The following is a 13,403-nucleotide window of genomic DNA, read 5'->3' on the forward strand; positions in this document are numbered from 1 at the left end:
TGCGGGACTAAACCGGTTCATAGTGTAGCGCCGATAAGGAGATGTGCATCACAGAAAACTTCTTTTGATTATTGGATAACTAAACCACAACAGGATTCAAGCCTTCCACGCCACCCGTTGTCCGTGATCCCAGACTCTCTGCCATCCAGGGGTCAGCTGCTGATGCCCAGCGACTCCAGCATCGGCCGGAACTTGGCCCAGGTTTCGGCCAGCTCCGCCTTGGGCTGGGAACCGTCCACGATGCCGCAGCCGGCATAAAGCCGCACGGTTTCAGGAGACTCGATGACGGCACCGCGCAAAGCGATACCCCACTCGCCGTTCCCGGCCGCGTCCAGCCAGCCCACCGGCCCGGCGTAGGGGCCGCGGTCAAGATGCTCGAGCTTCCGGATCAGTTCGCCCGCCACCAGCGTCGGGGTTCCGCAGACAGCCGCCGTGGGGTGAAGTGCGTTGATCAGGGCCAGGCAGGTGGGTACGTGGCCCTCCACCTCGGTGAGTTCCGCCTTGACGTCCGAGGCCAGGTGCCACACGTTGGGCAGCTCCAGGATGAAGGGCTCGTCATGGGCATTCATGGCCTCGGAGAACGGCGCCAGCTGCTTGGTCAGGGACTGGATGGCGATCTCGTGCTCGTGCCGCTGCTTCTCGGACCCGGCCAAAACACGGGTTGCGTAATCCATGGGCGGCCCGTCCTCGCCATGCGCGTCGCGGCGGTCCAGGGTGCCGGCCAGCACGCGGGCCTGGGCAGTGCGGCCCTCCACCTGGATCAGCATCTCCGGGGTGGCCCCCACCAGCCCGTCCACCCCATAGGTCCAGCATTCGCGGTACCTCGCGGCGAGTTCGCGCAGCACCGCTGAGGCATGTACGCCGGTTGGAATAGTGGCCACCACGTCCCGGGCGAGCACCAGCTTCTCCAGCGCTCCCGTGCGGATTTCGGCAACCCCGGCTGCCACGGCATCCATCCACGCTTCCTCGCTCAGGGAGCCGGTATGCAGGGTTGCGCCGGCAGCCAGGGGGAGGGGACGGACGACGGCGCCGCCGGCTTTCCCGGGCACGGCACCCAGGGGTGCGTCCCCGGCGGAGTCTGCTGCCGCCGTCGTGCCTTCAGCGTCCGGGGTGCCGGCAGCGTGCGCGCCGGCGGGACCACCGCTGAGCCAGCGGTCAAGTGCCGCGAGTGCCGACTCTTCGGTGAGCGGGCCGTCGTCGAACGTCAACTGTGTGAGCCATGCCTGGTTGTCCCGCACGCCCACCACGATCTCCGGGACAATCAGGCGGGACTCGTGGGCGGACGTCTTGGAGAAGGCGAACGAGCCGAAGGCCACGGGGCCGGTGCCGGGCAGCTCCACGGAGTCCGTGGCGTCAGCCTCCAGGACCAGGTGCCGCCACCAGATGTCCGCCTCCAGGAACCGGTCCGGTCCGGTGGCAGTGAATCGCGCGATCTCGCCGAACCCGGCCAGGCCGGCTTCCCGGCGGGTCCAGCACAGGACATCGTCCCTGACCAGAAACGAAGGCAGCCCCCCGGGGAACGCTTTGCCATCCAGGGGGACTGTCAAGGTGCGGAACGTGCTCGTCATGATGAGACAACACTACTCCCGCGTACACCCTGGCCTCCCCGGCACCTTGGCGCAGCCCTGCGCAGGCGGGATGCGGCAAATCGGGGCTGGTCAGCACCTCCGGGAACATTTGAGACAATGTCATGGTGAACCGAGCATCCTTGGATAAGCGTCCGGACGAAGTAGCCACGATGTTTGACGACGTCGCACCGAAATACGACGTCGTCAACGATGTCCTCTCCATGGGGCAGACCCGCCGCTGGCGGAAGATCGTGGTGGACGCGATGGAAGTCTCCAAGGGCCAGCGGGTCCTGGACCTTGCGGCCGGAACGGGTACCTCCAGCGAACCATATGCCGACGCCGGCATAGATGTGGTGGCCTGCGACTTCTCCCTGGGCATGCTCAAGGTGGGCAAGCGCCGCCGGCCGGACATCAACTTCATTGCCGGTGACGCCACCAACCTGCCGTTCGCTGACAACACCTTTGACGCCACCACCATCTCCTTCGGCCTGCGCAATGTAAACGAGCCCAAGAAGGCGCTGCAGGAGATGCTCCGCGTGACCAAGCCCGGCGGCCGGCTGGTCATCGCCGAGTTCTCCCAGCCCGTGGTTCCGCTGTGGCGCACCATGTACACCGAATACCTGATGCGGGCCCTGCCGGCCATCGCCGTCAAGGTCGCCTCCAACCCGGACGCCTACGTGTACCTGGCCGAGTCCATCCGCGCCTGGCCGGACCAGGACCACCTGGCCGCGTGGCTGCAGGAAGCGGGCTGGGAGAACGTCACCTACCGCAACCTCACCGGCGGCATTGTGGCCGTCCACCGTGCCTTCAAGCCCGCGGATTCGTCACCGGACAGCGCCGCCGCCGCCATCGCCGCGCACAAGGGCCCGGTGGCCAAGCTGCGCCGCAACATCGTCCGCTGACCTGTGAAAGTACTGATTGTCGGCGCGGGTCCGGCAGGATCCACGGCCGCGTATTACCTCGCCAAGGCGGGCATCGACGTCACGGTCCTCGAGAAGACGTCGTTTCCACGGGAAAAGGTGTGCGGCGACGGGCTCACCCCCCGCGCCGTCCGCGAGATCCAGAAGCTGGGCCTGCCCCATCCGGAGAACGACGGCTGGCGCCGGAACAAGGGCCTGCGACTGATCGCCGGCGGCCGCACCATCGAACTGCCCTGGCCCGAGGTGTCCGACTTCCCCCAGTATGGGCTGATCCGCACCCGGCTCGGCTTTGACGAGGAACTGGCCCGGCACGCGCAGGCCGCCGGCGCCACCGTCCTCGAGCGCCACAGCGTCACCGAGGCCATCCGGAACGACGACGGCCGCGTCACGGGGGTCCGCGCAGCGCTCCTTGACGAGTCCGGACGAAAGACGGGACAGACGCAGGAGTTCAGTGCCGACGTCGTCCTTGCTGCCGACGGAAACTCCACCCGCACCGCCGTCTCGCTCGGCATCCAGAAGCGCGACGACCGCCCGCTCGGCGTCGCCGTCCGCACCTACTTCACCTCCCCGCGCACCGACGACGACTGGATGGAAGGCTGGCTGGAGCTCCCCGGACGCGACGGCAAGCTGCTGCCCGGCTACGGCTGGGTGTTCGGCGTGGGCGACGGAACGTCCAACGTTGGCCTGGGCATCCTGAACTCCTCCAAGGAATTCGGGAAGCTCGACTACAAGCAGGTGCTGCGCGAATGGACCGCCGGCATGCCCGCCGACTGGGGCTTCACCCCGGAGAACCAGGTGGGGGAGATCCGCGGGGCGGCGCTTCCCATGGGCTTCAACCGAACGCCCCACTACTCGCCCGGCCTGCTGCTCCTGGGCGACGCCGGCGGCATGGTCTCGCCGTTCAACGGCGAGGGCATCTCCTACGCGATGGAGTCGGCGCGCTTCGCCGCGGAGTTCATCATCGACGCCTCCTCGCGCACATATGCCGCAGGTGGAACGTACGACGCCGATGGGCACCTTTCGCGGTACGCGGACTATGTGCGGGACCAGTGGGGTTCGCACTTCACCCTGGGCCGGGCCTTCGCCGCGCTGATCGGGAAACCCGCCGTAATGAAACTCGCGCTGCGGACCGGCATGCCCATCCCGGTGCTGATGCGGTTCGTGGTCCGGCTCCTTGCCAACCTCACGGACCCCTCCGCCAAGGGCTTCGAGGACCGGGTGATCCGCGTCCTGGAATCGCTGGTTCCGGCCACATCCAATACCCCGTCAGCTCCGAACCAGCGGTATCCGCAACAAAAAGTTAGGGTTAACCCGTGACCAAATCCGCAGACCACAGCTGGACGCACGCCGGGCACGGCCTGCCGGACTCCGAACCCAGCCTCAACACCACGGCCATCGCCACGGGTCTCCAACTGCCGGCCGGCTTTGCGGCCATCGCGGCGGACGCTGAACTGGGCCCTGCCATCACCAACAACCTGGCCAAGGTGGAGAAGAAGCTCCGCGAAGCCATCGCCAATTCGGATCCCCTGGCTGACGCAACGTCGCGCCACCTGGTGGAAGCCGGCGGCAAGCGAATCCGGCCGCTGCTGACGCTGCTCTGCGCGCACCTCGGTGACGCGTCGCTGCCCGCGGTGGTGCAGGCCGCCGTCGTGGTTGAACTGACGCACCTGGCAACCCTGTACCACGACGACGTCATGGACTCCGCCCCGTTCCGCCGCGGCGCACCCACCGCCCACGAGGTGTGGGGTAACTCCGTGGCCGTCCTCACTGGCGACCTTATTTTTGCCCGCGCCTCCATCCTGGTGTCCGAACTTGGCGGGCGTGCGTTGGGTATCCAGGCCCGTACCTTCGAGCGGCTGTGCCTGGGCCAGCTGCACGAAACCGTGGGCCCGCGCCCGGACGAGGATCCGGTGGAGCACTACCTGTCCGTCATTGCGGACAAGACCGGTTCACTGGTGGCGGCCTCAGGCCAGTTCGGTGCCATCTTCTCCGGCGCTGACGAGGCCTTCGAGGACATCCTGGTGGAGTATGGCGAGAAGGTTGGCGTGGCCTTCCAGCTGGCTGATGACGTCATCGATGTCACCGGCGTCAAGGTGAAGTCCGGCAAGTCACCCGGTACAGACCTGCGCGAAGGGGTTCCCACGCTGCCCGTGCTGCTCCTGCGCAAGGCTGCCGCTGATGGTGACCAGTCCGCCGTCGACCTCCTGAAGCTTATTGACGGCGACTTGTCCTCGGACGACGCCCTTGCCGCCGCCGTTGCGGGGCTCCGCGAGCACCCGGTTACCGCCGAGTCCTGGGTGGTGGCACGCCGCTGGGCTGATGAGGCCATTGCCGCCCTGGCTCCGCTGCCCGAGGGCGTGGTCAAGGAATCGCTGTCTAACTTCGCCCTGGCTGTGGTGGACCGCGCCAGCTGATTTCCGTTCGTTAGGAGCCCGGTTCCCCTGGTTGTTTGGCGGTGCCGGGCTTCTTCTTTTCATCGATTGCTCCGTACTTGTCGTTTTGGCGCGCCATAACGACAAGTACGGAGCAATCGATGGGGTGGGGCGTTAACGGGATGGCCCCGGTCCTCAGCAACCGAAGCTGCTGTGAACCGGGGCCATCTCTCCGTTCGCATCAGACCCGCCGGAGGCGTTTAGCGGATCCGTGAATAGCTTATGACAGATTTGTCACAATGCGCAAGTCTGTTGTTACTGCTGGTGTCAAAGATTTTTCTGGTCCGTCTCTCCTGCCGTTGCGGGGCACTTTAAGGCCCCTTTCCTGCTGACAGGACTCAACCCGCGGCGAGTCCGTGTCGAAGTGCCCCGCGACGGCCCGTTCTCCACATGGCGCTGCCTGCAACTGTTGCTTGCGGCACGGGTCGGGTGACCTTGAAGTCATGGGTATTGAGGTTTTTCTGCGTCATCGGGGCGGCATGGCCCGAACTGCTGCACTCCACCGTGCCGGGTTCACGAGAACGCGTGTGGACGAGGCCCTCGCCGCAGGCCGCATAGTCCGGGTCCGGCGGGGTGTCTACGGCCTGCCGTTCGAAGGCGGCGCACTCGTTTTGGCGCTCCAGCATAATGCGCTCGTTACCTGCCTCTCCGCTGCCCCTGTCTATCAGCTGTGGACATTGGAGAAAGCCGGCTTGATTCACCTAAGCCCTGGGCACAAGAAAGCAGTGCCCGGAACCCTGATCCACGGCCGGATCCTTCACTCTGTTCACCCCTGGCTGCCGGTGGCAGGCCTTGCGGACGTCCTCATTCATGCGTTGCGGTGCCTGCCGCCGCTGGAAGCCTTGGTCATGGTTCAGTGTGCGGCGCAGCGGGGAGACGTGACAGTGGATTTCCTTCGGCGCAAACTCCCCGGGAACCGCAACGCCCGTGCCAGGTCAATCCTGGATTACGTGATTCCCCGGGCCGACTCGGTTCTGGAGGTATTGGCCAGCTACCACTTCCGGAGGGCTGGCCTCCATGTGCGTCGGCACGTAGAGCTCCAAGGCGTGGGGGAGGTGGACTTCCTGATTGAGGATTGCCTGGTGGTGGAAACCGACGGGGCCAGTCATCTGGAGGCAAAGCAGGTCAAGAAGGACCGGGTCCGCAACAACGCAACGGTGGTTGGCGGTCGTCTCTGCCTGCGGTTCGGCTATGTTGACGTCGTCCATCATCCCGAGCAGATGGTGGCCCAGGTGCTGGCGGTGCTGGAGCAGAGCCGGCAGGGGACCTTCAGCGCGAGGTGAGTCCCGCCGTCGTGGGGCACTTTGGGCCGCAATGACGGTGTAGCCGGGCTAGATGACGGCGTGTCCGTGTCAAAGTGCCCCGGGACGGCGCAAGGGGCAACCAGAGAAGCGGGGAGGCCCCTACTCTTCCTCTTCGTCCTCGAACGCCCACTCGAACATGTCGAAGACGAACTCGGAGAAGGTGCCTTCCTCGGACTTCCACTGGCCGCGGGCATTGTTGCGGCGGTACACGATGGGATCGGGGACGCTGAGGTCGCCAACGCGGAAACCCCAGGTGAACGCTTCCTCTTCATCCTCGAGGAACATGAGGAAGCCTTCGTCATCGACCTCCAGCTCCTCGGGATCCCAGAAGTAGTGGTAGGCCTCCATCAGGTCCTCGCAGCCGCCCAGGGCCAGGTAGAACTCGCGCAGGACCAAGGGGATCTCGAACTGGTGGTCGGCGAGGGCCTTGTCCAGTTCCTCCGCGGTCAGGCCGTCCTCTTCCTGCCATTCATCCTCGAGATACTTCGGAACAAGCGCGCGGAACTTCTCGAGGAACATGTCAGTCATGCTCATATCCTAGCCAATGCGGAGCACCTCAAAATGACACCCGGACCGGCCCTCACAGCCCGGTGCCACCCACCCGCCGGTGCCACCCGCGGACTGCCAGGGGTGCCTGCCAGGAGCGCCGCCACGCCAGGACCCGGAACGTGAAAACCACTGCGGCAATGCCGGCCGCCGTCAGCACGTTGAACACGCCAAAAACCCACAGCACGGCTGTCATCGCGGAACCCACAAACGCAGGCAAGGCATAAATGTCCTTGGGATTGAACAGCTCGGGAACTTCATTGGCCGTGATGTCCCGCAGCAGCCCGCCGCCTACCGCCGTCGTCACGCCCAGCAGCACGGACGCCACCGGGTTAAGACCCGTGGCCAGCGCCTTGAGCGTGCCGGTCATGCAGAACAGGGCCAGGCCGGCGGCGTCGAAGAGGATCAGCAGCGAGGTGTACCGCTGCACGCTGGAGAACAGGAAGAACACGAGCACCGTGGCCAGCAGCGGCGGGGCCAGGTAGGCCGGGTTAGTGAAGGCCGCCGGAACGATGGCAAGGATGATGTCGCGGATGACGCCGCCGCCGAGCCCCACCAGGGAGGCGAGCAACAGTGATCCCACAATGTCGATCTGCTTCCGCGCCGCCAGCAGCGATCCCGAGACGGCAAAGAAGAACACGCCCAGCAGATCCAGCCACACCGGGGAGTTGTCAAAGGCGAATGTCATGGGGCGTCCCCGGTATTTCAAAGAGGGCGGACAGGGCGGCTCCAACGTTACGCTAGCCCCTATGAACAGCCCCATCATGATCGCCTGTGCCCATGGGACGTCCAACACACAGGGGGCCGCGGAGGTTAATGCCCTGCGCGCCGCCATCGCTGAACTGCGGCCGGGCCTTGATGTCCGGGAAGCCTATGTGGACGTCCAGCAGCCGGACCTGGTGGATGTGGTGGCGGGCCTGCCGGAGGGCGAGGCCGCCGTGGTTGTTCCCCTGCTGCTGAGCGTCGGCTACCACGTGAAGGTGGACATCGCCCGGGCCGTGAAGAGCCGCCCGGGCAGTGCGGCCGCCGCGCCGCTGGGCCCCGACCCGCGGCTGGCAGAACTGCTGGACCAGCGGCTGCGTGAGGCCGGCACCACGGACAACGACGTGATCGTCCTGGCCGCAGCCGGCTCCTCCAACCCCAACGCCGCCATCAGCGTCGAGGAGCTGCTGGGCCAGTTGCGGGAGCTGCGGTCCAACCGGATGGTGGCCGCCTATGGTGCCTCGGCCAAGCCGTCAGTGCCCGACGCCGTCGCCATGCTTCGCGAGGAACTGGAAGGCGGTGCCGGCGCGGGGGAGTCCGCAGGGGCCGTGGACGTCGGCGGCCGCGTGGTGATTGCCTCGTACCTCCTGGCACCGGGCTTCTTCCACGACCAGCTGGCCAAGGCGGGGGCCGACGTCGTGACCGAACCCCTGCTGCCGTCCCCGGTACTCGCTGAGATTGCGCTGGACAGGTACGACGCCGCCGTCGCAAAGATGAATGAAGCGCCCGCAGCAGCACCCCGGGAACCGGCTGCGGCGGCCCCCGCGGAAGCGCCGGCAAATGCACAGGAGGGTGGCTTCTTCAAGGCCGTCCGGCGTTTCGTGACGAAATATTTCCCTAGGTGACTTAGCGTTTCCGGGCCTTTGTGACGCAATTCGGGCGGGACCTACAGTCGATGCATGACTGATACAGCTCTAGCCGGAGCGTCTGCGGACTCCGCTGCCGCCAAGCGCCCCGCCCGCCCGTCGCGACCCGCTGCGAAGCCTCATGGGCAGTGGAAAGTGGACGGCAAGACGCCCCTGAACGCCAACGAAACCTGGAAACAGGAAGACGACGGCCTGAACGTGCGCGAGCGTATCGAAACCATTTACGCGAAAGAGGGCTTCGACGCGATTCCCGGCCAGGACCTGCACGGCCGGTTCCGCTGGTGGGGCCTGTACACCCAGCGCAAGCCCGGGATCGACGGCGGCAAGACCGCAACGCTTGAGCCGCACGAGCTCGAGGACAAGTACTTCATGCTCCGCGTGCGGATCGACGGCGGCGCCCTGACCACCGAGCAGCTGCGCGTCATCGGCCAGATTTCCGTGGACTTCGCCCGGGATTCCGCTGACCTCACGGACCGCCAGAACATCCAGCTCCACTGGATCCGCGTGGAGGACATCCCCGAGATCTGGAACCGGCTCGAAGGCGTTGGCCTGTCCACCACCGAGGCCTGCGGCGACGTTCCCCGCGTCATCCTTGGCTCGCCCGTGGCCGGCATCGCCAAGGACGAGATCATCGACCCCACCCCGCTCATCGAGGAGCTGGGGGAGCGGTTCATCGGCAACCCGCTGCTGTCCAACCTGCCGCGCAAGTACAAGACCGCCATCACCGGCCACCCCAGCCAGGACGTGGTGCACGAGATCAACGACTGCGCGTTCGTGGGCATTGAGCACCCCGAGCTCGGGGCCGGCTACGACTTGTGGGTGGGCGGCGCGCTGTCCACCAACCCGATGCTCGGCAAACGGCTGGGCGCCTTCGTCCAGCCGGACCAGGCCGCCGACGTGTGGCTCGGCGTCACCAGCATCTTCCGTGACTACGGCTACCGCCGCATGCGCACCAAAGCCCGCCTGAAGTTCCTGCTGGCCGACTGGGGCACCGAGAAATTCCGCCAGATCCTGGAGGACGAATACCTGGGCTACAAGCTGGCCGACGGTCCCGCCGCGCCCAAGCCCACCGCCCCCGGCGACCACATCGGCGTGCACGAGCAGAAGGACGGCAAGTTCTTCATCGGCGCCACCCCGCTGGCCGGCCGGCTGTCCGGAGCCCAGCTGGTCAAGCTCGCGGACACCCTCGAGGCCCGCGGTTCCCGGCGCCTGCGCACCACCCCGCACCAGAAGATCGTGGTCCTGGACGTCGAGAAGGACCAGGTGGAGCCGCTCGTGGCCGAACTGGACGCCCTGGGCCTCTCCGCCCGCCCGTCCGTGTTCCGCCGCGGCACCATCGCCTGCACCGGCATCGAGTACTGCAAGCTGGCCATCGTGGAGACCAAGCACACCGCCGCCACCGCCGTGGCCGAGCTGGAACGCCGCCTGGCCGACCTCGCCGGCTCCGGCCAGCTGCCGCAGGCACTGTCGCTGCACATCAACGGCTGCCCCAACTCCTGCGCCCGCATCCAGACGGCGGACATCGGCCTGAAGGGCATGATGCTGCCAACGCCCGACGGCGACCCTTCCCCGGGTTTCCAGGTCCACCTGGGCGGCGGGTTGGCTTCGAACGACCGCGAGGAAGCAGGGCTGGGACGCACCGTCCGCGGCCTGAAGGTGTACGTGGACGACCTGCCCGACTACGTGGAGCGGGTTGTCCGCCGGTTCGTGGCCGACCGCGCCGAAGGCCAGACCTTCGCCGAATGGGCCCACGCAGCAGACGAGGAGGCACTCCAGTGAGCAAGCACGCACTACCGTTGGCAGGCGATGCCGCCCAGGGAGTGGCATCGGGCCTGTCGGAGCCGCGCGCTGGGCTGATCGAAGATCAGCCGCGCGGCGAAGGGGCGGGGGCGGCATCGCCTGCCAAACATGCCGCGCCTGTTCCTGCCATCCGTTCGAAGGAAGAGCTCAAGGCCCTGGCCGAAGCCGGAGCTGCCGAGCTCGGCTGGGACGCCCCCGCCCGCGACGTGATCGCCTGGGTGGAGCGCAACTTCGACCTGCCCGCCGTCGCCGTCGCCTGCTCCATGGCCGACGCCGTCCTGCCCGCCCTGGTGGCGGACCAGATGCCCGGCGTCGATGTCCTCTTCCTGGAGACCGGCTACCACTTCCCGGAAACCTACGCCACGCGCGACGAGGTGGCCGCGAACCTCCGCGTCAACGTGGTGGACGTGCTCCCCGAGAACACCGTGGAACAGCAGGACCGGCTCCTGGGCAAGGACCTCTTTGCCCGCGACGCCGCACAGTGCTGCGCCCTCCGCAAGGTGGCCCCTCTGCAGCGCACCCTGGCCGGCTACGAACTCTGGTTCACCGGCGTCCGCCGCGACGAAGCCCCCACCCGGACCAACACTCCGCTGGTTACCTGGGACGAGAAGAACGGCCTAATCAAGGTCAACCCGATGGCTGCCTGGACGTTCGACCAGCTCGTCCAGTATTCCGACGACAACCTCCTGCCGGTCAACCCGCTGCTTTCCCAGGGTTACCCCTCCATCGGCTGCCAGCCCTGCACCCGCAAGGTGGCACCCGGCGAGGATCCCCGCGCCGGCCGCTGGGCAGGATCCGACAAGACAGAATGCGGGCTACACGTATGAGCACTTCACTTACCGAGGAGACCCAGGTGACTGACGCCGCCGTATCCACGCGCCTGTCCAGCCTGGACACCCTGGAGTCCGAGGCCATCCACATCATCCGCGAGGTTGTTGCCGAGTTCGAGAAGCCTGCGCTGCTGTTCTCCGGCGGCAAGGACTCCGTGGTGATGCTGCACCTGGCCACCAAGGCCTTCTGGCCGGGCAAGGTGCCGTTCCCCGTGCTGCACGTGGACACCGGCCACAACTTCCCCGAGGTCATCGACTTCCGCGACCGCACCGTGGAGCGACTGGGCCTGAAGCTGGTGGTGGGCTCCGTGCAGGAGTTCATCGACCGCGGCGAGCTCGCCGAGCGTGCCGACGGCACCCGCAACCCGCTGCAGACCGTTCCGCTCCTTGACGCGATCCAGCAGAACAAGTTCGACGCCGTGTTCGGCGGCGGCCGCCGTGACGAGGACAAGGCCCGCGCCAAGGAGCGCATCCTGAGCCTGCGGGACGAGTTCGGCCAGTGGGATCCGCGCAACCAGCGCCCCGAACTGTGGAACCTCTACAACGGCCGCCACACCGTGGGCCAGCACGTCCGCGCGTTCCCCATCAGCAACTGGACCGAGCTGGACATCTGGCGCTACATCGAGCGCGAGAACATCGAGCTGCCTGGCCTGTACTACGCCCACGAGCGCGAGGTCTTTGCCCGCGACGGCATGTGGCGCGCGGTGGGCGAAGTGTCCCAGCCCCGCGAAGGCGAGCAGGTCATCACCAAGACCGTCCGCTACCGGACCGTGGGGGACATGTCCTGCACCGGCGCCGTCGAGTCCAACGCATATACCGTGTCCGACGTCGTGGTGGAAGTCGCCGCGTCCACCCTGACCGAACGTGGCGCCACCCGTGCAGATGACCGCATCTCCGAGGCCGCCATGGAAGACCGCAAGAAGGACGGGTACTTCTAATGACCACCGAAGCAGTTCTCCCGGCAGACCTGGAAACGGCCCTGCCCACCACGCTCTTCCGGTTTGCCACGGCAGGATCGGTCGACGACGGCAAGTCCACCTTGGTGGGCCGCCTCCTCCACGATTCCAAGGCCATCCTGGCTGACCAGCTCGACGCCGTTGCCCGCACCTCCGCGGACCGCGGCTTCGGCGGGGAAAAGGGCGGCATCGACCTGGCCCTGCTGACCGACGGCCTCCGCGCCGAGCGCGAACAGGGCATCACCATCGACGTGGCCTACCGCTACTTCGCCACCGACCAGCGCAGCTTCATCCTGGCTGACTGCCCCGGGCACGTGCAGTACACCAAAAACACGGTGACCGGCGCGTCCACTGCGGATGCCGTCGTCGTCCTCATTGACGCCCGCAAGGGTGTCCTGGAGCAGACCCGCCGGCACCTGTCCGTGCTGCAGCTGCTGCGCGTGGCGCACGTGATCGTGGCCGTGAACAAGATCGACCTGGTGGACTTCAGCGAGTCCGTGTTCCGGGACATTGAAGCCGACGTGCAGCAGGTGGGCCGCGAGCTGGGCCTCGGCTCGGACGGAATCTCCGACCTGCTGGTCATCCCGGTGTCCGCCCTCGACGGCGACAACGTGGTGGAGCGCTCCGAGCGCACGCCCTGGTACACCGGCCCCGCGCTGCTCGAGGTCCTCGAGACCCTCCCGGCAGCTGACGAACTGGAAAGCCACCTGGAAAGCTTCCGCTTCCCGGTGCAGCTGGTCATCCGGCCGCAGGGAGCCCTGGCTCCCGACGCCGTCGCCGCCGGCCTGGACGTGGAAGCCTACCGCGACTACCGCGCGTACGCCGGCCAGATCACCGAAGGCTCCGTGAAGGTGGGGGACCAGGTGTCCGTGCTGACACCGGGCCAGTCGCCGCGGACCACCACAGTGGTGGGCATCGACTTCGCCGGTGCCTCCCTGGAGGAGGCCGCCGCGCCGCAGTCCGTGGCCATCCGGCTGGCAGACGAGTTCGACGTCGCCCGCGGTGACACCATCGCCGCCGCCGGCACCGTCCGCGAGGCCTCCGCCGACCTCTACGCCGCCCTGTGCTGGCTGTCCCCGAAGCCGCTGCGCGAAGGCCAGAAGGTGCTGGTCAAGCACGGCACCCGCACGGTGCAGGCCATGGTCCGCAGCGTCTCCGGCAAGCTGGACCTGGCCACCTTCAAGCTCGAGGGTGCCTCAAACCTGGAGCTGAACGACATCGGCCACGCCCAGCTCCGGCTCGCCGCCCCGCTGCCGCTGGAGAACTACCTGCACCACCGCCGTACGGGCGCGTTCCTGGTCATCGATCCGCTGGACGGCAACACGCTGGCCGCAGGCCTGGTCAAGGACCACCCGGGCGACCACGAGGACGAGCGCTACAGCATCTAGTTCTTCCCCGAAATCGCCGGACCAGTGCGAG

The 13,403-nt window shown here is 67.0% G+C and carries 12 protein-coding genes; 9 read left to right on the forward strand and 3 right to left on the reverse strand.

The window, feature by feature from the left end:
• Positions 1-152: 152 nt before the first annotated feature.
• A complete protein-coding gene (locus tag ASG86_RS01980) occupies positions 153-1,568 on the reverse strand; it encodes an isochorismate synthase (protein ID WP_056329422.1) in 1,416 nt (471 codons plus the stop codon).
• A gap of 125 nt (positions 1,569-1,693) precedes the next feature.
• Between ASG86_RS01980 and ASG86_RS01985 the strand changes: the two genes are divergently transcribed.
• From ASG86_RS01985 to ASG86_RS02000, 4 genes are all read left to right on the forward strand, one after another.
• Complete coding sequence (locus tag ASG86_RS01985; protein ID WP_235565060.1) at positions 1,694-2,470, forward strand: demethylmenaquinone methyltransferase; 777 nt, start codon at positions 1,694-1,696, stop codon at positions 2,468-2,470.
• A 3-nt stretch (positions 2,471-2,473) separates the two neighbouring features.
• A complete protein-coding gene (locus tag ASG86_RS01990) occupies positions 2,474-3,805 on the forward strand; it encodes a geranylgeranyl reductase family protein (protein ID WP_056329427.1) in 1,332 nt (443 codons plus the stop codon).
• On the forward strand, positions 3,802-4,902 hold the full coding sequence (locus ASG86_RS01995; RefSeq protein WP_056329429.1) for a polyprenyl synthetase family protein: 1,101 nt from the start codon (positions 3,802-3,804) through the stop codon (positions 4,900-4,902). The genes ASG86_RS01990 and ASG86_RS01995 overlap by 4 nt, the downstream gene beginning before the upstream one ends.
• A 461-nt stretch (positions 4,903-5,363) precedes the next feature.
• Entirely contained in the window at positions 5,364-6,203 is an 840-nt protein-coding gene (locus tag ASG86_RS02000; protein WP_056329433.1) for a type IV toxin-antitoxin system AbiEi family antitoxin domain-containing protein, read from the forward strand.
• Between the two features lie 120 nt (positions 6,204-6,323).
• Here the strand turns inward: ASG86_RS02000 and ASG86_RS02005 are convergent, their stop codons facing one another.
• Together ASG86_RS02005 and ASG86_RS02010 are read right to left on the reverse strand one after the other, a co-directional pair.
• The gene (locus tag ASG86_RS02005) at positions 6,324-6,752 is read right to left on the reverse strand and encodes a hypothetical protein (protein WP_056329436.1); all 429 of its coding nucleotides are present in this window, start codon (positions 6,750-6,752) and stop codon (positions 6,324-6,326) included.
• A 52-nt stretch (positions 6,753-6,804) separates the two neighbouring features.
• Positions 6,805-7,458: a trimeric intracellular cation channel family protein gene (locus tag ASG86_RS02010; RefSeq protein ID WP_056329438.1), complete on the reverse strand. Its 654-nt coding sequence runs from the start codon at positions 7,456-7,458 to the stop codon at positions 6,805-6,807.
• A 61-nt stretch (positions 7,459-7,519) separates the two neighbouring features.
• Between ASG86_RS02010 and ASG86_RS02015 the strand changes: the two genes are divergently transcribed.
• The 5 genes from ASG86_RS02015 to ASG86_RS02035 are packed head-to-tail and all read left to right on the forward strand — an operon-like array spanning position 7,520 to position 13,372.
• Positions 7,520-8,377, forward strand: a complete 858-nt coding sequence (locus tag ASG86_RS02015; RefSeq protein ID WP_056329441.1) for a sirohydrochlorin chelatase — start codon at positions 7,520-7,522, stop codon at positions 8,375-8,377.
• Between the two features lie 54 nt (positions 8,378-8,431).
• On the forward strand, positions 8,432-10,177 hold the full coding sequence (locus tag ASG86_RS02020) for a nitrite/sulfite reductase (RefSeq protein WP_056329443.1): 1,746 nt from the start codon (positions 8,432-8,434) through the stop codon (positions 10,175-10,177).
• On the forward strand, positions 10,174-11,025 hold the full coding sequence (locus tag ASG86_RS02025) for a phosphoadenylyl-sulfate reductase (protein WP_442854282.1): 852 nt from the start codon (positions 10,174-10,176) through the stop codon (positions 11,023-11,025). Before ASG86_RS02020 ends, ASG86_RS02025 begins: the two co-directional genes overlap by 4 nt.
• Positions 11,022-11,966 carry a sulfate adenylyltransferase subunit CysD gene (cysD, locus tag ASG86_RS02030; protein ID WP_056329446.1) on the forward strand — a complete coding sequence of 315 codons (945 nt, stop codon included), beginning with the start codon at positions 11,022-11,024 and terminating at the stop codon, positions 11,964-11,966. The genes ASG86_RS02025 and cysD overlap by 4 nt, the downstream gene beginning before the upstream one ends.
• Positions 11,966-13,372, forward strand: a complete 1,407-nt coding sequence (locus ASG86_RS02035) for a sulfate adenylyltransferase subunit 1 (protein ID WP_056329449.1) — start codon at positions 11,966-11,968, stop codon at positions 13,370-13,372. Before cysD ends, ASG86_RS02035 begins: the two co-directional genes overlap by 1 nt.
• The last annotated feature ends 31 nt before the right edge of the window (positions 13,373-13,403 follow it).

The sequence above is a fragment of the Arthrobacter sp. Soil764 genome (genome assembly GCF_001428075.1).
Taxonomy (GTDB): domain Bacteria; phylum Actinomycetota; class Actinomycetes; order Actinomycetales; family Micrococcaceae; genus Arthrobacter.

What these genes read in the sequence shown, in the direction of transcription:
- ASG86_RS02020 (WP_056329443.1), top strand. Translation starts at nt 8,432, where the DNA reads ATGACTGATACAGCTCTAGCCGGAGCGTCTGCGGACTCCGCTGCCGCC.
- ASG86_RS02010 (WP_056329438.1), bottom strand. Translation starts at nt 7,458, where the DNA reads ATGACATTCGCCTTTGACAACTCCCCGGTGTGGCTGGATCTGCTGGGC.
- ASG86_RS02005 (WP_056329436.1), bottom strand. Translation starts at nt 6,752, where the DNA reads ATGACTGACATGTTCCTCGAGAAGTTCCGCGCGCTTGTTCCGAAGTAT.
- cysD (WP_056329446.1), top strand. Translation starts at nt 11,022, where the DNA reads ATGAGCACTTCACTTACCGAGGAGACCCAGGTGACTGACGCCGCCGTA.
- ASG86_RS02015 (WP_056329441.1), top strand. Translation starts at nt 7,520, where the DNA reads ATGAACAGCCCCATCATGATCGCCTGTGCCCATGGGACGTCCAACACA.
- ASG86_RS02000 (WP_056329433.1), top strand. Translation starts at nt 5,364, where the DNA reads ATGGGTATTGAGGTTTTTCTGCGTCATCGGGGCGGCATGGCCCGAACT.
- ASG86_RS02035 (WP_056329449.1), top strand. Translation starts at nt 11,966, where the DNA reads ATGACCACCGAAGCAGTTCTCCCGGCAGACCTGGAAACGGCCCTGCCC.
- ASG86_RS01980 (WP_056329422.1), bottom strand. Translation starts at nt 1,568, where the DNA reads ATGACGAGCACGTTCCGCACCTTGACAGTCCCCCTGGATGGCAAAGCG.